This window comes from Noviherbaspirillum sp. L7-7A (assembly GCF_019052805.1).
Lineage (GTDB): Bacteria > Pseudomonadota > Gammaproteobacteria > Burkholderiales > Burkholderiaceae_D > Noviherbaspirillum_A.
The window spans coordinates 41791-60080 of sequence record NZ_JAHQRJ010000002.1 but is presented as its reverse complement, the minus strand read 5'-3'; the positions used below and the strand labels follow the sequence as shown (position 1 = coordinate 60080).

17 protein-coding genes and 2 pseudogenes are annotated in these 18290 nt (G+C 63.0%); 10 read left to right on the top strand and 9 right to left on the bottom strand.

Annotation, left to right across the window (positions count from 1 at the left end):
* Nucleotides 1-12 precede the first annotated feature (12 nt).
* The 6 genes from KTQ42_RS18490 to KTQ42_RS18465 all read left to right on the top strand — a co-directional run bounded on the left by KTQ42_RS18490 (nt 13) and on the right by KTQ42_RS18465 (nt 6631).
* The gene (locus tag KTQ42_RS18490) at nt 13-882 is read left to right on the top strand and encodes a fumarylacetoacetate hydrolase family protein (protein ID WP_217347101.1); all 870 of its coding nucleotides are present in this window, start codon (nt 13-15) and stop codon (nt 880-882) included.
* A 102-nt stretch (nt 883-984) separates the two neighbouring features.
* Entirely contained in the window at nt 985-1974 is a 990-nt protein-coding gene (locus tag KTQ42_RS18485) for a tripartite tricarboxylate transporter substrate binding protein (RefSeq protein WP_217347100.1), read from the top strand.
* Between the two features lie 207 nt (nt 1975-2181).
* Nucleotides 2182-3636 (top strand): hypothetical protein, encoded by a 1455-nt coding sequence (locus tag KTQ42_RS18480; protein WP_217347099.1) that lies wholly within the window; start codon nt 2182-2184, stop codon nt 3634-3636.
* The gene (locus KTQ42_RS18475; RefSeq protein WP_217347098.1) at nt 3636-4100 is read left to right on the top strand and encodes a copper-binding protein; all 465 of its coding nucleotides are present in this window, start codon (nt 3636-3638) and stop codon (nt 4098-4100) included. Before KTQ42_RS18480 ends, KTQ42_RS18475 begins: the two co-directional genes overlap by 1 nt.
* Complete coding sequence (locus KTQ42_RS18470) at nt 4097-5371, top strand: hypothetical protein (RefSeq protein WP_217347097.1); 1275 nt, start codon at nt 4097-4099, stop codon at nt 5369-5371. Before KTQ42_RS18475 ends, KTQ42_RS18470 begins: the two co-directional genes overlap by 4 nt.
* 3 nt (nt 5372-5374) lie before the next feature.
* Nucleotides 5375-6631: a copper oxidase gene (locus tag KTQ42_RS18465; protein WP_217347095.1), complete on the top strand. Its 1257-nt coding sequence runs from the start codon at nt 5375-5377 to the stop codon at nt 6629-6631.
* A gap of 29 nt (nt 6632-6660) precedes the next feature.
* Here KTQ42_RS18465 and KTQ42_RS18460 read toward each other — a convergent pair whose 3' ends face one another.
* The 3 genes from KTQ42_RS18460 to KTQ42_RS18450 form a co-directional block, all read right to left on the bottom strand.
* The gene (locus KTQ42_RS18460; protein ID WP_217347094.1) at nt 6661-6855 is read right to left on the bottom strand and encodes a hypothetical protein; all 195 of its coding nucleotides are present in this window, start codon (nt 6853-6855) and stop codon (nt 6661-6663) included.
* Between the two features lie 648 nt (nt 6856-7503).
* On the bottom strand, nt 7504-9738 hold the full coding sequence (locus KTQ42_RS18455) for an NADP-dependent isocitrate dehydrogenase (RefSeq protein ID WP_217347093.1): 2235 nt from the start codon (nt 9736-9738) through the stop codon (nt 7504-7506).
* Nucleotides 9739-10114: 376 nt separating this feature from the next.
* The gene (locus KTQ42_RS18450; RefSeq protein ID WP_249222983.1) at nt 10115-10294 is read right to left on the bottom strand and encodes a YjfB family protein; all 180 of its coding nucleotides are present in this window, start codon (nt 10292-10294) and stop codon (nt 10115-10117) included.
* Nucleotides 10295-10575: 281 nt separating this feature from the next.
* Here KTQ42_RS18450 and KTQ42_RS18445 point away from each other — a divergent pair, with 281 nt between their 5' ends.
* Complete coding sequence (locus tag KTQ42_RS18445; RefSeq protein ID WP_217347091.1) at nt 10576-10923, top strand: hypothetical protein; 348 nt, start codon at nt 10576-10578, stop codon at nt 10921-10923.
* A gap of 54 nt (nt 10924-10977) precedes the next feature.
* On the opposite strand, the gene KTQ42_RS18440 is transcribed toward KTQ42_RS18445, so the two are convergent.
* The 3 genes from KTQ42_RS18440 to KTQ42_RS18430 all read right to left on the bottom strand — a co-directional run bounded on the left by KTQ42_RS18440 (nt 10978) and on the right by KTQ42_RS18430 (nt 13576).
* Nucleotides 10978-11433, bottom strand: a complete 456-nt coding sequence (locus KTQ42_RS18440; RefSeq protein ID WP_249222982.1) for a PAS domain S-box protein — start codon at nt 11431-11433, stop codon at nt 10978-10980.
* Between the two features lie 71 nt (nt 11434-11504).
* Complete coding sequence (locus KTQ42_RS18435; protein WP_217347090.1) at nt 11505-12173, bottom strand: hypothetical protein; 669 nt, start codon at nt 12171-12173, stop codon at nt 11505-11507.
* Nucleotides 12170-13576 (bottom strand): selenium-binding family protein, encoded by a 1407-nt coding sequence (locus KTQ42_RS18430; RefSeq protein WP_217347089.1) that lies wholly within the window; start codon nt 13574-13576, stop codon nt 12170-12172. The genes KTQ42_RS18435 and KTQ42_RS18430 overlap by 4 nt, the downstream gene beginning before the upstream one ends.
* A 392-nt stretch (nt 13577-13968) precedes the next feature.
* On the opposite strand from KTQ42_RS18430, the gene KTQ42_RS18425 reads away from it, so the two are divergent.
* A complete protein-coding gene (locus tag KTQ42_RS18425; protein ID WP_217347088.1) occupies nt 13969-14544 on the top strand; it encodes an H-NS family nucleoid-associated regulatory protein in 576 nt (191 codons plus the stop codon).
* A gap of 44 nt (nt 14545-14588) precedes the next feature.
* Here the strand turns inward: KTQ42_RS18425 and KTQ42_RS18420 are convergent, their stop codons facing one another.
* Nucleotides 14589-14972, bottom strand: a complete 384-nt coding sequence (locus KTQ42_RS18420) for a cupin domain-containing protein (RefSeq protein WP_217347086.1) — start codon at nt 14970-14972, stop codon at nt 14589-14591.
* 573 nt (nt 14973-15545) lie between these two features.
* Between KTQ42_RS18420 and KTQ42_RS18415 the strand changes: the two genes are divergently transcribed.
* Nucleotides 15546-15908 (top strand): DUF3140 domain-containing protein, encoded by a 363-nt coding sequence (locus KTQ42_RS18415; RefSeq protein ID WP_217347085.1) that lies wholly within the window; start codon nt 15546-15548, stop codon nt 15906-15908.
* 220 nt (nt 15909-16128) lie between these two features.
* Nucleotides 16129-16659 (top strand): hypothetical protein, encoded by a 531-nt coding sequence (locus tag KTQ42_RS18410; RefSeq protein ID WP_217347084.1) that lies wholly within the window; start codon nt 16129-16131, stop codon nt 16657-16659.
* An 84-nt stretch (nt 16660-16743) separates the two neighbouring features.
* Here KTQ42_RS18410 and ttdB read toward each other — a convergent pair.
* Both ttdB and ttdA read right to left on the bottom strand, forming a co-directional pair.
* Nucleotides 16744-17352: pseudogene (gene ttdB / locus KTQ42_RS18405) on the bottom strand (L(+)-tartrate dehydratase subunit beta).
* A 5-nt stretch (nt 17353-17357) separates the two neighbouring features.
* A pseudogene (gene ttdA / locus KTQ42_RS18400) lies at nt 17358-18281 on the bottom strand (L(+)-tartrate dehydratase subunit alpha).
* Between the last annotated feature and the right edge of the window lie 9 nt (nt 18282-18290).

Below are 18290 nucleotides of genomic sequence, written 5' to 3'. Positions count from 1 at the left end.
AGGAGAGTGAGCATGCGTTTTGCGACCATAGAACTGAACGGCGTTCCCACCGTTGCCATCGTCGACCGCGAGCTGTCGCGCTACTGGCCGGTGGCCGATGCGCTGTCGGGCTTCAACGGCGACATGGTCGACCTGATCCGCGCCGTGCCCGAGCCGGCCACGCAACTGAAGACCAGCGGCGAAGGCAAGCCGCTGGAAGGCATCCGGATCCTGGCGCCGCTGTCGACGCCGCGCCGCAATCTCTTCATGGTCGGCAAGAACTATCACGAGCATGCGAAGGAATTCAACAAGTCCGGCTTCGACGGCTCCAAGGAAGACATCTCGCCGCTGCCGTCGGTGTTCACCAAGCCGGCATCGACCATTGTCGGCCCGAACGACGCGGTGAAGTGCCATCAGCAGGCCACCCAGGAAGTCGACTATGAGAATGAGCTGACCGTAATCATCGGCAGCGGCGGCCTCGGCATTAAGAAGGCCGACGCCTACAAGCATGTCTGGGGCTACACCATCGTCAACGACATCACCGCGCGCGACCTGCAGAAGAAGGCACGCCAGTGGTTCCTCGGCAAGGCGCTCGACACCTTCTGCCCGATGGGCCCGGTGATTGTGACTTCGGATGAGATCGAGCCGGAAAACCTGCAGCTGAAGACCTGGATCAACGGCGAACTGCGCCAGAACGCCAACACCGGCGACCTGATCTTCGACATCCCGACCATCATCGAAGTGCTGTCGGCCGGCATGACGCTGGAAGCCGGCGATGTGATCGCCACCGGTACCGCCGCAGGCGTGGGCATTGGCTTCACGCCGCCAAAGTTCCTGAAGCCGGGCGACGAAATGCGCCTGGAGATTGAAGGCATTGGCACGCTGGTCAACCGCATGGAATAAGGCGGGCGGCCGACAGGTCTTCCGTCCGATAGAAATGGCAGCCCCGCCGCGCCCGATGGCGGACGGGGCTGCGTCGCATAAGAACATCAATGGAGACAAACAATGTACAAGTTTGCAGCACGACTGAGTTTTCTGACCGCGGCGGGCGCCGCGCTGATGGCAGCCCTTCCGACCATTGTGGTGGCCCAGGATAACTGGCCGGCCAAACCCATCACCATGGTGGTGCCGTTTCCGCCTGGCGGCGTGGCCGATACGGTGGGCAGGCCGGTGGCGCAGGCCATGGCGCGCGAGCTGAAGCAGTCGGTGATCGTCGAGAACAAGGCCGGCGCTGGCGGCGCAATCGGCATGGCGGCCGTGGCCAAGGCGCCGCCCGACGGCTACACCGTGCTGATGTCGCTGGCATCGATGACCACCATCCCGGAAGCGGACAAGGTCAATGGCAAGACCTCGCTGTTTCAGCTGTCGCAACTGAAGCCCATCGCCCGCTTCACCGCCGACCCGGTGGTGCTGGTGGTGCGCAGCGATGCGCCATGGAAGAACCTGCAGGAATTCGTCGCCGACATGAAGAGCAAGCCTGGCAAGTTCAGCTTCGCGTCGTCGGGCAACTACGGCACCATGCATGTGCCAATGGAAATGCTCAAGTCCCGGGCCGACTTCCGCATGCTGCATGTGCCCTATACCGGCGCCGGCCCGGCGCTGGTGGCGCTCTTGAGCGGCCAAGTCGACGCGGTGGCCACCGGCCCGGCCAGCGTGCTGCAGCAGATCAAGGCTGGCAAGCTCAAGGCGCTTGCCCACTGGGGCGAAGGACCGCTGGCTTCCCTGCCCGGCGTGCCGACCCTGAAGCAGGCCGGCTACCCGCTGGAGTATGCGCAATGGGCCGGCCTGTTCGTGCCGGCCGGCACGCCGGACGCGGTAGTGGAAAAGCTTCGGGCGGCGGCGCACAAGGCTGCCGACGATCCGGCGGTTAATGCCGCCATCAACGGCTCCGGCAGCTCCATCATGTATATGGATGCGCCCGAGTTCCAGACCTACTTGAATGCGGATGCACGCAAGATGGCGGACGTGGTGCAGAAGATCGGCAAGGTCGAATAGGCCGGGCCGGGTTCGAAGCATGAAGGCAGTAATGCGTACGGGCGTCGAAGAACGCCTGACGCAATGGCAGCGCCCGGTGCAGTCGAGCAGCCGGGAGCGCGCCAGGTAGCGCCGGGACATGGATGGCTGCGCCTGGAGCCTGCGCCTCATCCGTATCGATCGCATGTCTTCCGGTTTTCAACCATGAATAATCATCAGGAGACAGACGTGAAATCCGGAACAAGCGCCACATTCCCGAAACTCTTCGCCGCCTCGCTCACCTGCGCAGCATCGCTTTTGGCATGCGCCAGCGTACATGCGCAGGAGAAGGAAGAAGCCAGCAACATGCAACTGCTCGGCCACAATGACCTGCAGGCCCGCACCGCCTACCAGCCCACCATACAGCAGCAGGGAGACCGCTGGATCGCCTATGTCGGCCACCATGGCGGCAAGCAGCCCAATCCGCTCACTGGCAAGGACGAATACAACGGCACCTCCATCGTCGACGTGACCGATCCGAAGGCGCCACGCTACCTCACCCATCTTCCCGGCGAGGAAGGCGAAGGCGAAGCCGGCGGCGCGCAGATGGTGAGGGTCTGCAGCGGCAAGACCCTGCCCCATGCCGAGCAGGGCAAGGTCTACATGCTGCGCACCTTCGGCGGCAGCGCGCATGAGATCTGGGATGTATCGGCGCCAGAAAAGCCCAGCCTGGTATCGCGCATCACCGGCAACCTGCGCGACACCCACAAGAACTTCTGGGAATGCGACACCGGCATTGCCTACCTGATTTCCGGCGCTCCGGGCTGGAAGACCCGGCGCATGACCCAGGTCTATGATCTGAGCGATCCGGCCAAGCCGCGCTTCATCCGCAATTTCGGTCTGGTCGGCCAGCAGCCCGGCTCGCCCGACTCGCTGCGCGGCGCCGATTACGACATGCATGGGCCGATCCGGCTCGGCAGCCGTATCTACTTCGGCTACAACACCTTCCTCAATGGCGTGATCCAGATCATCGACCGTGAAAAGCTCTTGCGCGGGAACCCGTCCGCCAAGGACCCGTTCGAGCCCACCGACGAGAACCTCACTTATCCGGTCATCACGACCTTCTATACCTCGCCACGCCTGGGCGCGCATACCACGCTGCCCCTGCTGGGCATGGACATTCCGGAATTTGCGAAGAACAAGGAAGGCCGCACCCGCGACATGCTGCTGGTGGTCAATGAGTCGCTGCGCAATGAATGCCAGGAAAACCGGCAGATGATGTACATGGTCGATATCACCACCGAGACCAAGCCATGGGGCGTATCGAACTTCCAGGTGCCGGAAGCCAACGGCAACTTCTGCTCGCGCGGGGGCCGTTTCGGCAGCCACTCGTCAAACGAGAACATGACCTCGAAGTATCACAAGAAGCTGATCTTCCTGGCCTACTTCAATGCCGGCATCCGGGCCGTCGACATCCGCGACCCCTGGTCCCCCAGGGAAGTTGGCTATTACATCCCGGCTGTCACGCCCAATACCGACAAGCGCTGCATCAAGGTCGACGGCGCCGATCGCTGCAAGGTCGCCATCCAGACGAACAACGTCGAAACCGACGACCGCGGCTACATCTACGCGGTGGACCGCGCCAACTCCGGCATGCATATCCTTGACCTGACCGGTCCGGCCCGGGCAATCGTGCAGCCCTGATGCAACGGGACCAGGCCATGCGCCACTCCGCCAGCGCGCGTGCCCTGCTGGCGCTGTGGCTGCTGTGCCCGCCGGCGGCGGCCGACAGCGCCAGCGAAGGCGGCCCCGCCAATCCGGCGGCCGCCACGGCGCTGCTGGAGTACGACAGCGGCCTTGCCAGAATGCCGGCAGCCGACCCGCCTGCCTTGCCCTGGGGCGTGGTGGCGGTGCGCCAGAGCGCGCAACACAACGCCGGGGCGGCGCAGGCCGATACCCTTGCCCGGGTGTTGTCGGTCAACCGGCGCACTGGTGAAGTGCTGCTGGAGCATGGACCGATAGCGCGCCTGCACATGCCGGCGATGACCATGCAGTTCAGGGCGGCCAGCGCGGCTGTGCTCCGCCAGCTGCGCGAGGGCGAACGGGTTGGCGTCGCCATCGCGCCAGCAGGCCCGGACATGCTGGTGACGGCGGTGTTCAAGCCATGAAGCGGCGCCTTACTTCTGTCGCCAGGCTGCTGCCGGCGACTGCTCTTGCGGCCCTGGCCGGCTGCGCTTCGTTGCCGCCATCCAGCGGCGGCGCTTCCGTGCCGAACCAGATTGCCAGCCAGTCCGCTGCAGCCCTGCGGGAGCGCCAGGACCGTCTCCTTGCGCAGCCGCTGAGCCAGGAAGCGGCTGCCGAGCTGGCCCTGCTGCATCCGGCCCTGACGCCGCACTTCGCCGCGCTGCATATCGATGCCGCAAGCCGGCTGCGCTTAGCCTACACGCCAGCGCCCGGAACGGATGCGGCACGATCCTATGGCGCGGCGGAAAGCAAGGTCGAACGCACGCTGACCATCCATCTCGTCAGCTGGCTGGCGGCGTCTGCGCTGCGCTCGCAGCAAGTTCTTGCAGCGACAAGGCCGGGCGAGGCGCCATCCGATACCGATATCCAGACCGCAGCGGCGGATGTCATTGGCGACTGGGTCTTCGCCACGCGGCGCGACTGGGTCCGGGCCATCGCAGCAAGGCAGGCCTTGCGCCACGCGAACGAGGCGGTCAGGCTGTCCGGCGCCGGCCAGGAGCTTGCCAGAACCATGCGCCAGGTCGGCAGCGCCGCCGCGCTGGACCTGCTCAAGGCGCAGCAGCTGCATGCGCAGACGATGGCGCTGAAGGCGCAGCGCGATGCCAACGCCCGGCTGCTGCGGGAACAGTTGCAGTACCGTACCGGCATCTGGGGCATGTCAATCGAAAAAATCCGGCTCCCCGACCGGCTCCCCGACCTTCCGCCATCGGGCGTCAACGCCGAAGGCTTGGAAGCGATCGCGGTATCGCAGCGGGCAGACATGCAGGCAGTGCGCGCAGCCGTTGCCCGCCACGAGGCCGGGACCGCCCAACCCGCCCTGCATGAAGCGCACCAGGCCATGCTGGACTCCACCGCGCTGCGCGCCCGCGCCGAAGTGCGCGGCGCCTGGATAGCTTATCGCTCGCGGCTTGAGCTGGCACGCCATGCCTGCGACGTGATGCTGCCCCTGGCACAGCGCATTGCGGAGGAACAGGGCCGGCGCTACAACGGCATGCTGACAGGCGTGTTCGAACTTATTGCCGGCACCGCGACGCATATCGACGCCGGCGCACGCTGCGCGGCGGCGCAGCGTGAATTCTGGCTTGCCGAAGTGGACCTGCAGCAGGCACTGGCCGGCATGGGCAAGCTGGCTGCGCCGGCAGCGGTCGCGATGAGCCCGGCACGCATTGCCCTGCCCCATGCGGGAGACCACTGAGCCATGATATCCAGACGACAATTCCTGCAGGGCAGCGCCACACTAATTGGCGCCCATGCCATATCACCGGCTGCACAGGCGGACCTGCCGCCTCCTTCGATGGCACCCGCCGGCATGCAGCGACCGCCGCTTGCTATGCTCGGCGTGAGGCCTGTGACGACGCTCAATGGCTGGTCGCTGCCGTTTCGCCTGCGCGACGGCGCAAGGGAATTCCATCTCGTGGCCCAGCCCGTGGCGCAGGAGATCGCGCCCGGCATGAAGGCCAAGCTGTGGGGCTACAACGGCCGGTCCCCGGGACCGACGCTGGAAATGATCGAGGGCGAGCGGGTGCGCATCTTCGTCACCAACCAGCTGCCGGAGCCGACCACAGTGCACTGGCATGGCATGCCGGTGCCGAACGGCATGGATGGCGTGGCCGGCGTCACCCAGGCGGCGATTGCGCCCGGCGACACATGGCAGTATGAGTTCATGGCGCGCCGCTCGGGCAGCTTCATGTACCACCCGCATGCCGACGATATGATGCAGATGGCCATGGGCATGATGGGCTGCATCGTGGTGCATCCGAAGGACGCAAGGACGATGCGGGTGGACCGGGACTATGCCTTCGTCATCAATGCCTACGACATCCAGCCCGGCACCTTGGTGCCGCGGGTGGGCACCATGACCGACTTCAATACCTGGACCTGGAACAGCCGGGTGTTTCCCGGCATCGAAACGCTGTTTGCGCTGCGCGGTGAACGGGTGCGCATCCGCATCGGCAACCTGAGTATGGACAGCCATCCCATCCACCTGCATGGGCACAGCTTTGAAGTGACCGGTACCGACGGCGGCTGGGTGCCGAAATCGGCGCGCTGGCCCGAGGTAACGGTGGATGTCGCGCCAGGACAGATGCGGGTAATCGAGTTCATTGCTGAGGAAGCCGGCGACTGGGCGCTGCATTGCCACAAGTCGCATCATGCGATGAATGCAATGGGCCACGGCGTGCCGACCATGCTGGGCACGGATGCCGGCGAAGCCCATGCCACCCTGCGCAGCATGGTGCCGGGCTACATGCCGATGGGGACTAATGGCATGCACGAGATGGCCTCCATGCGCATGCCCATGCCCGACAATACCCTGCCGATGATGAGCGGCCAGGGACCGTACGGGCCGATCGGCATGGGTGGCATGTTCACGCTGCTGAAGGTACGCGACCGCGCTGTGCAGGGGCCGCTGGAAAACGACTGGTACGACGGCGCCGCACGCGCACGAAAGGTATGAGCCGGCGCGCGTGAGGCCCGGGCCACCGATCAGGAAGCGTTGCGTTCATTCTCGCCAGCATCCCAGGCCACCGTGCCGCCCTCCTTGCCGGCCACGGAAGACAGTGCGCCGGGCGCATTGCGTTTTGTCGGAGGGTTTGCAGCGATTTGCTGGGCGCTGCCTGGCTCGAGCAATAATGCGGCGTCAGCCAACGAGTGAAATGCACCGAAGGGCAGTTCATCCATTTTGCCAGTGCTGTTGGTTTTGACTTACGCGCAGCGATAGTTGCCGTTGCAGTGAAGTCCCGTTGAGCGCGCCGTGTCAGCGATGCCCGGAGCGGGAAAAGGTGCGGGTCTGTCTGAGCGCACCGAAGTGGAGCAAGTTTAGCCGCGCCCCGCTCCGGGTACCGCTGACAAGAGAACCCTGCGTCAGCAGGGCGCGATCATTGGGGCCGCTTTTTAGCTACTTTTTTGGCAGAGCAAAAACATAACCCGGCCGCCGGGATGGACTCCCGGCTTGTCTCCACGGCGGTGCAATCGCCTTGCGTCACCCGGCAAGGCACGGCAGTACTGGCGATTTGGATGTTGATTTTAGCTTTAGAACGACAGATAAATGCAACGCCTTTGCTTGATCGACCAATGTGGAATGCTCCTTCGGGGTATTCCACCTTACGAAAGACGCCGCACCTTATTCGCTTCAGGCAACGCCGTCACGGCGCGCTCAAGGGAATTTCACGGCAAGGGCCGCTGTTAAAGCAACTGCCGTCCGTCGCGATCGTAGAGTGGAATACCCCGAAGGAGCATTCCACCGAACCCCGTAATTCGCTGTGATCAGTCAGAGCAAGGAAGGATCGCCCCGGCACCGGCGCGCCTGGCGGCGCGCCGTTTGCTTCATCAGGCGCCGAGGGTGTCCAGCGCCGCGTTGAAGGTGGCGCTCGGGCGCATCACGGCTTTCACCTTGGCTTCGTCAGCCTTGTAATAGCCGCCGATGTCCGCCGGCTTGCCCTGCACTTCCAGCAGCTCGGCTACGATCTTCTGCTCGTTCTCGGTCAGTTGCTTGGCCAGCGGCGCGAAGTAGGCGGCCAGTTCGGCATCTTCGGTCTGCGCGGCTAATTCCTGTGCCCAGTACATCGACAGGTAGAACTGGCTGCCGCGGTTGTCGAGCTCGCCGGTCTTGGGCGAAGGCGATTTGCGGTTGTCCAGCAGCTTCCCGGTGGCAGCGTCGAGCGTCTTGGCCAGGATCTTGGCGCGGGCATTGCCAGTCTTGATGCCGAGGTCTTCGAAGCTCACCGCCAGCGCCAGGAACTCGCCCAGCGAATCCCAGCGCAGATGGTTTTCCTGTACCAGCTGCTGCACATGCTTGGGCGCGGAGCCGCCGGCACCGGTTTCATACAGGCCGCCGCCCGCCATCAGCGGCACGATGGAAAGCATCTTCGCGCTGGTGCCCAGTTCCATGATCGGGAATAGGTCGGTCAGGTAGTCGCGTAGGATGTTGCCGGTCACGGAGATGGTGTCCAGGCCGCGCATTACGCGCTCCAGGGTGTAACGCATCGCGCGCACCTGCGACATGATCTGGATGTCCAGGCCGGTAGTGTCGTGATCCTTCAGGTAGGTACGGACCTTCTTGATCAGTTCGTTCTCGTGGGGACGGTACGGGTCCAGCCAGAACACGGCGGGCATGCCCGAGTTGCGGCAACGGGTAACGGCCAGCTTGACCCAGTCGCGGATCGGCGCGTCCTTGACCTGGCACATGCGCCAGATGTCGCCCTTCTCCACGTTCTGCGACAGCAGCACTTCCCCGGTGGCGAGATCGGTGATGTTGGCCACGCCGTCTTCGGGGATCTCGAAGGTCTTGTCGTGCGAGCCGTATTCTTCCGCCTGCTGCGCCATCAGGCCCACGTTGGGCACGGTGCCCATGGTGCGCGGGTCGAATGCGCCATGCCATTTGCAGAAGTTGATAATTTCCTGGTAGATGCGGGCGAAGGTGCTTTCCGGGATCACCGCCTTGACTTCCTTCAGGCGGCCGTCGGCGCCGTACATCTTGCCGCCGGCGCGGATCATTGCCGGCATCGAGGCGTCGACGATCACGTCGCTGGGCGAATGAAAGTTGGTGATGCCCTTGGCCGAATCCACCATCGCCAGTTCGGGCCGGTTCTCGTGGCAAGCGTGGATGTCGCGCATGACTTCCTCGCGCTGCGAGTCGGGCAGCTTGGCGATCTTGTTGTACAGGTCGACCATGCCGTTGTCGACATTCACGCCGAGGCTGTCGAACAGCTCGCGGTGCTTCTCGAATGCCTGTTTGTAGAAGATGCGCACGCAGTGGCCGAACACGATCGGATGCGACACCTTCATCATGGTGGCCTTCACGTGCAGCGAGAACATCACGCCGGACTTATAAGCATCGTCAATCTGGCGCTCATAGAAGTCGCACAGCGCCTTGTAGCTCATGAACATCGAGTCGATGATCTCGCCTTCGAGCAGCGATACCTTGGGCTTCAGGACGATGGTCTTGCCGCTCTTGGTGAGGATTTCCATCTTCACGTCGCGCGCGCGGTCCAGGGTCATGGACTTCTCGCCATGGTAGAAGTCGCCGTCATGCATGTGCGACACATGGGTGCGCGATGCCTGCGACCATTCTGCCATCGAATGCGGGTTCTTGCGTGCATATTCCTTCACGGCGCGCGGCGCGCGGCGGTCGGAATTGCCTTCGCGCAGGACCGGGTTGACCGCTGAGCCGATGCACTTGCCGTAGCGTGCCTTGATCGCTTTTTCTTCGTCGGTCTTGGGGTCGACCGGGTAGTCAGGCAGGTTGTAGCCCTTTTCCTGCAGTTCCTTGATCGCGGCCAGCAGCTGCGGCATCGATGCGCTGATGTTGGGCAGCTTGATGATGTTGGCATCCGGCTCCAGCGTCTTCTTGCCGAGTTCGGCCAGGGTGTCGGGTACGCGCTGCTCGGGCTTCAGGTAGTCGGCGAAATTGCCCAGGATGCGGGCAGCAACCGAGATGTCGCTCTGCTCGATGCGGATGCCGGCCGGCTTGGCGAAGGTGCTGACGACAGGCAGGAAGGCGTGGGTCGCCAGCAGGGGCGCCTCGTCGGTTAGCGTGTAGATGATGGTCGGATCGCTGCTCATGCGCTTTTTCCTTGGAATGTGGCGAAGGTTCTGGGGAGTCGTTTTCTGCAAATCATCGCCTGCGCAGGCTTGCGGTCGGCGCACCATGTCTGCTCACCTGACCCACTGGCGGAGCACGGTGGAACGTGGTGGGCAGACCGGCCTTGCGGCGCGATCAAATCTTTATCTTTAATTAAGTCTTCTATAAGACATAAGACACATTCCATATTATGCACGAAGTTTTCACGATGTACCACTGTTTAGCGCGCCATCCCGTTCGGCGCTGGCGGACGGGCAGCCATATTTGGCGGCATTTCAGGCCGGCCCAGCGAAAACGGCACCTTGCCGCAATGGATGCGGCAAGGCGCCGTTCTGGGACTGTCGGTATGCCGGAAGGTCAGGCGGTAGTGTCGATGTTCTGCCCAACATGGGCTGGCTGCCGCGCGACTGGTGTGGGAGCGGGCGCTGCCGCGGCAATCAGCGCCGAGGCGGTGGAAGCCGACAGGTCGAGCGCCTTCTTCAGCACCGTCGTGCCGACCTCCTCGCTGGTCTTGGCCGTTGTCAGTGCCGTAGACAATTTTGCAATGCCGGTGACGTCCATTCGATGGTCCTTTTCCTTGGTCAGAATTTATTAACGGCAGCGCCAGAGGGATTCTGAAGCAGGTTGCTTCTTTCCCTGTCTACCGGCTTCCGGCCAGGAAGATTTCAGTCAAGACAGGTGGCGTTCTGTCAAGCCGACGACGTTGCATATGCAAGACAGACAGGCCCTGACCAGCCCAGTAGAATCTTGACCCGAAGCCACGCCAGGCCCGGCCCCAGCATGCCTTGCCTGGCATCGGAAACAGAAGAAGGGCAGTAATGACCGCAGTCTATAAATCGATTTTTGCAAACAGGCAGTCGGATTCCCTGCTGGATCGCTTGCTGGTGCGGCTGGACCAGTCAGAAGACTCGGCGCAATGGAAGGAGCACCGGGCCGCTGCGCTGGGTCTGAACAATCCGACCTCGGCGGCCCGCAAGTTGCGCGTATCTCCCGGGCGGGTTACCAGCCTGATCAAGTCCGGCACTGTCCGGCTTTATCCGGTTAACAACCAGTACCGCTACGTGAAGGTAAAGGAAGTGGCGCAGGCCCTGGAAACCGAGCAGGCGCTGCACGAGACGACGCAAGCCGGCATGCACGGCGAAGGCATGGTGGCAGCGCCGGCCTGATCCGGCGCATGCCGGCGACGCGGCCGCGGGCGCAATCCCGGCCGCCTTGCCTGCCTAGGCCGCGGGCGTTGCACCCGAGGCAGCCACTCTGGCTGCGCGCTCGGCCATGTAACGGGCAGTGGCATCGCGCGCTACGGCCAGCGAGCCTATCATTTCGCCGGCTTGGTTCCTGACCATGGCAAAGCTCATGTCGACATACAGCGCATCGCCATTCTTCTTCAGCGCCCGCGTCATGCGCGAGCCGGGCGCAGACAGGATGTCGCCATGCTCGACCGCCTTGTTGAAACCGGCCCAGTGCGCCTTCCTCAGCTTTTCCGGGATGATGATGTCCACGCTCTGCCCGACCGCCTCTTCCGCCGTGAACCCGAAGACATGCTCCGCGCCCTTGTTCCATAGCCTGATGATGCCTTTCAGATCCGAATACACCACCGCTTCCTGCATGCAGGAAAGGATGGCGTCAGCATCCGCCGCGGCATCGCCCTGCTGTTCCGATGTCATCTGCTCGTTCATTTCCGGCTATCTCCATGTAGGTCTTATCGGCGCATGATACAAGCACCGCGGCGCATCGATGCACGACGGCGTCATATTGCCAGCGCGATGCCGGCAGCGCCGGCCACTGCTAGGCTGGCCCCCCACACCAGATCCAGGTTCAGCCAGGCCTGCCGCAGAAAGCGCAGGCCGAGGTAGCGATATACCAGCCAGGCCATGCCAATGGCAGCGACGAAGCCGGCCAGGGTATGGACGGCGGTGACCAGCGCCGCGATGCCCAGCGTCGAGCGCGCCGTGTAGTTCATCACCGCGGCATGGCCCATTCCGGCCGCGCCCGGCGCCGGCCCTGTTGCCACGCAAAGGCCCAGCATGAAGGGCGCCAGCATCAGGCCGGCGCCATGGGCAGTGGCCATCAGGAAGGACCACCATGCAAGCCGGGTCGGCGGGATGCGCGCCAGCGCCCGCGGATGTCGCCGCCAGAACAGCTTGAACAGGCCCAGCAGCAGCAGCGCTAGGCCGGCACCGATCCGGATGGCGCGGCCGTATTGCACATACCAGCCCAGCCAGGCCAGCGGCGCCAGCACCACCGCCATGGCCATCAGGTGTCCGCCGCTCAGCGGCAGCAGCGTGGCGAACAGGGACCGGGCGCGGCGGTCCGCCATTGCATTGGCCACCGCAAGCGGCCAGCCCATCGCGGGATTGAGGCCATGGTACAAACCGAGCGCGATGATGGTCAGCCAGAGCGCCGTGGTGCTGTTCAAGCCGATGGATAGCAGAAGGAATCGGTCGAGCAGTCGCCGCCCTGCAGCCGGATCTGATGCGCGGCGTAGTGCGGGCCGAAGTCCACATGGAAGTGCGGATCGAGTTCGATACCGCCGTTCGCGCCCACATGGCACATCACCTGAGCGCCGCCGATGCCGTCCGGATAGAACTGCTTGTCCCAGCTGCTATAGAGCGAGTTGGTGAAATACACCCGCTTGCCGTCACGGCTGATCTCGGTCATCTGCGGTCCGCCGCCAAAGGGCTTGCCATTCGGATGGCTTCCCCGCTGCACGATGCCACCGATGCGCACGCTGCCTGCCAGCACCGGCTTCATCGGATCGGTGACGTCGTATTGCCGCAGCTCGCCGGTGCCCCAGCAGGCAACGTACAGGAAGCGGTCGTCGAGGGAGAGGTCGATATCGCTGATGAGCGGTGGCACCGCGCCGAAGCCCTTCAGCAGTGGCGGCAGCTGCGCCGGGTCGGCCGCCTCGGGCGGCACCGTGGCCGTCTTCCTGATCTGGAACTTGCCGTTCTCGCGATACCAGGTCCAGATCGATCCTTCCAGGTTGGTGGTGTCGACCACCACGCCCAGAAAGCCGTACTCGCGGGTGGGGTCATGCGCTGGCCGGATCTCCAGCGCCATCTGGTGGTTGGCGCCGAGGTCGATGGTCTGCACATGCCGGCGCTCGCGCAGGTTCCAGAAATGCACTGCGTGGCCATACTTGTTGGCCAGAAGGTCTTCCGGCACGATGCCGTTTTCGAACTGCGGCGGCAGGCCCCATTCGCTCGATACCATGTAGTCGCGTGGCAGGTTCCACCAGAAGTCGTAATGCAGCTTCTGCGGCCCGCGGTCGATCTCCCAGCGGCCCAGTATTTCGAAGGTTTCGCAGTCCATGATGAACACGCCCGGCGGCCCTTCGGTGCCATCGACGCCTGCGCCGCCCAGCGTGCTGATGTAGATACCCTCCGGTCCGCAATGCACGGTATGGGGACGCGAATAGCCGGTCTTGCGCATCAGCTCCTCGGGCTCGATGGTTTTAACCAGCCTGGGGTTCCTCGGATCGGGCTGGGTGTCGACGATGTAAACGCGCGACGAATGGATGCCGGGAATGATCAGATACCTGCGCTGTAGGAAGGCATGGCCGGACAGCGGGGAAAGCGCCGAGCTGCAGGCATTCCAGCCGAAATGGTGGAATTCATCGCCGGTGTTGGGCATGGCCAGGCGGCTGATGACGGTGCCATAGCTGCCTGACTGCGTGTCGACATCGATCACGGCCAGGGCGTCCGGCTGTGACCTGTCCGGCGACAGCAGCACGGTATAGGCAAGATGTTCAGGTTCAGCCTCCATCGCCAGCCGCGGCGATGGATGAAAGCTCGGGTCGGGATGTAGTGTTTCCAGCATGATGTCCTCGCATGAAAAGAAGCGGAATGTCATCTGATAGAAGAATGTGGAGCGAGCCAAGGCTGCTCGCCCAACATGCCAGTGTCAATAGACGAGTTTGACCGGATTTGGCGTGGATCAGAAAAGCTGCGCCGTTACGCCGGGACTGACCTCTGCAATGAACTGCTTGCCGGCTGACCTCGCAACGAGGCTCATGCATGCTACAAGCAGTACCGCAGCGGCGGGCACGAGCCATGCCCTGGAAATGCGCCCGAAAGCAAGTCTTGCATATTGCTTGCGCTAAATGCGTGGCCATTTTTCTTGCATTCGTGCAGACTTTGCACTGCGCACAGGCGATTCATGAGAAGCCGCAGTTAATCGTGGCAAAAGCCGGCGCCTAATAAGGAGGAGTCATGATCAGCAACCTCGCATCGGCAAGGGCGTTACTCCAAGCAGACCTCGAGCATGCGCGCAGCGTACTGAATCTGTGGGCGCATCAGGTGGCGGAACTGGAAAAGGCACTGCAGCAGATCGACGCTGTCAGCGTTTCACGGGACGGCCTGCAGGCACAATATCAGGCGACGAAGGAAGCAGGCCCGTTGCTCGGCGCGCCGGCCGCGATCGGCAAGCCGCCCAGGCGCGGCAGAAAACCCGGCCAGACAGCCAGTACATCGGCTGCATCCAAGGCAGGCAGCGTCCATGCACCGGCCAGGAGAGGACGCAAGGCCGCAGATACCGGCAGCGCAAGGACGTCCGGGCCAGCCGGCAGGGTCAAGCGTACAGCCGCGGGTAATGGTAGTGCGTCGCCGAAATACCAGGATCCGACATCGGGCAGGACATGGACTGGCCGGGGCCGCCATCCGCTCTGGCTGAAGGGCGACCCGGGCCAGTACCTGATCCACGCCAATGGCGAAGCAGCAGGCGGTGCAGCAAAGCCTCCTGCGAGTGCGTCAAACAGGCGCGAGGCAGCGCCTGCAACAAGCGCGTAGCCGTCTCATGCACCCGGCGCTGGCGACACGCGCCGGCGGTGACCCTAGACCGCCTCCACCTCATGGGTGGTGAAGTCGCCGGGCATCACGATCTCGAGCATTTCGACGTCGTCGCTATGGCCGACTTCGCGATGGCGTATGCCCGGCGGCTGATGCACGCAGGAGCCGGCTTCCAGGCGGACCCGCCCTTGGCCTTCATACTCGAACTCGATCCAGCCCTTGAGGACGTACACCAGCTGGAAGCTGGTTGCATGGGCATGAGGCTGGCTGGAAAAATCGGTCCCGGCCGCTGCCCGGATCACATGCGCGGCTACCCTGCCGGCCGTCGCATCCTTGATACCCAGGTCGCGATATTCGAAGAAGGAGCGCAGGCCGCGCGTGAAGCTGGCGTCCTTGGCATGGGAGACGACGAAACCTTGTGTTGTCATGATGTGTGCTCCATGGCTATAGAGGGGTGCAGACATGCTGCTTGTGTTCGGGCTGAATGTCCAGGCTGCCAGGCATCTGTGCGGATAAGCAAAGGACCTACTTGTCGGAGCAAGCGTAGCAACCGTAGCTTGGGTTGAGCGAAGCGAAACCCGAGCTGATCCTTATATCTTCAAACCTAACCTTCGACTTCAATGGCGACGTCATCCCGTTTCCTCCTTCAATAACGCGAAGCAAATAGGCTTGCAAGCGCTGGCCTTGCCTGCCGTGGGATGGCCGTTCGGCGCAGGCTATCCTTCACATCGCTCTATTGCAATGCGCTTCATCCCTGATGGTTTGCAAATGCGGCTTGGAGTTAGTGAACGGTGAGGCCCCGGGTTTCGTTTTTCCTCAACCCAGGCTACGCTTGGCCAGGTTGATAAAAACAGGGCCTTTATTGCGCGCGCCGGCATCACGTAGCAATCACAGCGAAACCTTCCTTGACACGCTTGTCCAAAAAAGGAATCGACGACCGCTTCGGACTTGCTCAGCCAGGCCGGTGCGAAATACGCCATGTCCCTTGATTGGAAAAGCCCATGAATACAAACGCAGGCAGCAAAGACCAGAACGACGAAAAGCGCAAGACCATTGCCGATTTCAAGCAGGCAGTCAACATGACACCAGCGCAGCTGGAGAAATGGCTCGGCAGCGACGATTCGAAGCGGGTCGGGCAAAAGCAGGGCAGCAGCGAATCGGTGGGACACCAGTCCGGCCGGCGCATTATCGATCTGTTGCATAAGCCGGCGGCCGACCTGAGCGAGGACGACTTGGCGCACATGCGCCAAGTCGTCGGCTATGTGCATCGTCATCTGGCGCAGGGCCCCAGCAGGAGCGATCCCGCCACCAGCGACTGGCGCTACTCGCTGATGAACTGGGGGCACGATCCGCAAAAGGACTGAGGCCCTTCTTCCCGCAATCCTGCATAGCGCACGCTATGGCGGGCGCTATGGCGCGGAACCGGTTCGGCAAGGCGTTCCCGCGGTTTGCCGAAGTGAAAATTGTTCAGTCTGACAATTTGTTACAACCTGGACAGAACCTTGGCGGGACGCATGGACTCCATAAGGGTAACTCACGCAAGCACGCATCCCTGGAAGCGGGAGCCAACTTCAAGGAGAAACCATGCGACGCAAAACTGAACGATACGCTTATCTGGTAGCAGCATTCATCACCGCCGCTTCCGCCACCGCCTACGCGCAGACAGGTGCCACCACCGGCAGCACCAGCACCACGGACAGCAGCGGCTTCGCCGCAGGCCGGCATGCCGATGGCGGCACGGGCGTGCGCAAGGCGCAGAGCAGCAGCACGACGACAACGAGCGGCACAGGTAGCACTGGTAGCACTGGCAGCACCGACGGCACGACAGGCAGTGCGAGCACGAGCGGCAGCGGCGTTAGCGCCTCGACATCGGGCAGCGGCGGTTCTTCGGCTGGAACGCGAAGCAACGCTGGCGGCACTGCTAGCAGCGCGAGTCGCCCGGGCAGCAGCGCAAGTGCAAGCGGCCCGAGCGGCATGACCACATCCGACGCTTCAGGCAGCGCTGCCCAACCTGCGCCCGGCGCGTCCGGCTATGCGCATGACAAGACTTCATCGTCCACCCATGGCAAGAGTGGCGCGCCAGGCCAGCAGGTGAAGCATGACGGCAAGCACTGAGCAACGGGTCTGACGGGCTTCATCACGTAAGCCGCCATGGCCAGGCAATCGCCCGGCCATGAATCGGCGCCACTACACGTGCATTCAAGAAATAAACTTCACCTGCGCATTGATCCGCTCCAGGATCGGCTTCTTCTTCTCATTGAAGCGCGCCTTGTTCTGCTCGATCAGGTTATTGCCTTTTGTGTCGATGGAAATGATCAGCGGTCCGAATTCATTGACCTTGTTGATCCACAGGGTTTCCGGCATACCGAGGTCCTTCCATTCGGCGTCTTCGATCTTTTCCACCTTGGTGGCAGCCAGCACCGCACAGCCGCCGGGGAAGATCGCATGCACCGCCTTGTTCTCGACGCAGCCGGCGGCAGTCTCGGCGCCTAGGCCGCCCTTGCCCACCACCAGCTTCACCCCGGTCTGCCTGATGAATTCTTTCTCGAACTTTTCCATGCGCATGCTGGTGGTCGGTCCGATCGATACCATCTCCTAGTCGCCATCCTCTTTCTGACGCACAATGGGGCCGGCATGGAAGACCGCGCCGCCTTCAAGATTGACTGGCAACTCGCGCCCCAGCTCGATCAGCCGGCGGTGCGCCACGTCGCGGCAAGTCACCAGTTGTCCGGTCAGGTAGACCACGTCGCCCACGTTGAGGTCTGCCAGGTCTTCATCTTTGATTGGCGTGGTCAGTATTTTTTTCACGGCGTTCACAGCGTTACTCCCTGGTGCGAAACGATGTGATGGCTCAGATCGGCATTGATCCTGATGCAGCCGCGGCGATGCGCCCAGCAGCCGGTGGATACCGCCACGCCTATCTTCGATGGATGGCGTGCCGACGATTCGATATTGACGCCCATCACGCTGGCATTGCCCGTTAGGCCCCGCCGCCCGAGGCCGACTTCATTTAGGCCTTTCTCCAGCAGCGCTTCCATCCTTGCCGCGTTCTCGTTCGGATGGCGCGAATCGACCGGCCGCAATATGGCTTTCTTCGATAGCCGGGCCGCAGTCTCGGCCGAGGTCGACACGCCCACGCCCACCAGCAGCGGCGGACAGGCATTGACACCGCGCCACGTGATCACATCGAACACGAACTCCGCCACGCCTTCGTAGCCTTAGCCCGGCATCAGCACCTTGGTCGCACCCGGCAGCGTGCAGCCGCCGCCGGCCATATACCCATCGATGGTCACGCTGTCCTCATTGGGTGTGATCTCCCAGTCAAGCCAAGGAATCTTCGAGCCGGTATTGGTGCTGGTGTTCTTCTCGGTGAAGGTTTCCACCGCGTTGTGGCGCAGCGGGCCCTTGCGGGTGGCTTCCAGCGTGGCTTCGCGCAGGATGTCTTCCAGTTCGCCCAGCAGCGGGAACTTCGCGCCGTCATTGATGAAGTACTGGATCACCCCGGTATCCTGGCAGCTTGACCGGTCCAGCCGGTCTGCCGCTTCCTGGTTTTCCTTCATCGACTGGTACACCGCCTTGGCCAGCGGATGGGTTTCCTTGCTGCGCAGGTCGGCCAGCTTGTACTCCACATCGGTGGGCAGCCGCTTGCCGACATAGGCGGTGAACTTCGCCATCACATCGGTCCGCGACCTGACTGCTGCTTCCCTTGCCGCTTTCTTGTCTTCAATGACTATCATGGTTTCCTC

What these genes read in the sequence shown, in the direction of transcription:
- KTQ42_RS18490 (WP_217347101.1), top strand. Translation starts at nt 13, where the DNA reads ATGCGTTTTGCGACCATAGAACTGAACGGCGTTCCCACCGTTGCCATC.
- KTQ42_RS18410 (WP_217347084.1), top strand. Translation starts at nt 16,129, where the DNA reads ATGCGACGCAAAACTGAACGATACGCTTATCTGGTAGCAGCATTCATC.
- KTQ42_RS18465 (WP_217347095.1), top strand. Translation starts at nt 5,375, where the DNA reads ATGATATCCAGACGACAATTCCTGCAGGGCAGCGCCACACTAATTGGC.
- KTQ42_RS18485 (WP_217347100.1), top strand. Translation starts at nt 985, where the DNA reads ATGTACAAGTTTGCAGCACGACTGAGTTTTCTGACCGCGGCGGGCGCC.
- KTQ42_RS18455 (WP_217347093.1), bottom strand. Translation starts at nt 9,738, where the DNA reads ATGAGCAGCGATCCGACCATCATCTACACGCTAACCGACGAGGCGCCC.
- KTQ42_RS18460 (WP_217347094.1), bottom strand. Translation starts at nt 6,855, where the DNA reads ATGGATGAACTGCCCTTCGGTGCATTTCACTCGTTGGCTGACGCCGCA.
- KTQ42_RS18470 (WP_217347097.1), top strand. Translation starts at nt 4,097, where the DNA reads ATGAAGCGGCGCCTTACTTCTGTCGCCAGGCTGCTGCCGGCGACTGCT.
- KTQ42_RS18420 (WP_217347086.1), bottom strand. Translation starts at nt 14,972, where the DNA reads ATGACAACACAAGGTTTCGTCGTCTCCCATGCCAAGGACGCCAGCTTC.
- KTQ42_RS18415 (WP_217347085.1), top strand. Translation starts at nt 15,546, where the DNA reads ATGAATACAAACGCAGGCAGCAAAGACCAGAACGACGAAAAGCGCAAG.
- KTQ42_RS18440 (WP_249222982.1), bottom strand. Translation starts at nt 11,433, where the DNA reads ATGAACGAGCAGATGACATCGGAACAGCAGGGCGATGCCGCGGCGGAT.
- KTQ42_RS18445 (WP_217347091.1), top strand. Translation starts at nt 10,576, where the DNA reads ATGACCGCAGTCTATAAATCGATTTTTGCAAACAGGCAGTCGGATTCC.
- KTQ42_RS18475 (WP_217347098.1), top strand. Translation starts at nt 3,636, where the DNA reads ATGCAACGGGACCAGGCCATGCGCCACTCCGCCAGCGCGCGTGCCCTG.
- KTQ42_RS18430 (WP_217347089.1), bottom strand. Translation starts at nt 13,576, where the DNA reads ATGCTGGAAACACTACATCCCGACCCGAGCTTTCATCCATCGCCGCGG.
- KTQ42_RS18425 (WP_217347088.1), top strand. Translation starts at nt 13,969, where the DNA reads ATGATCAGCAACCTCGCATCGGCAAGGGCGTTACTCCAAGCAGACCTC.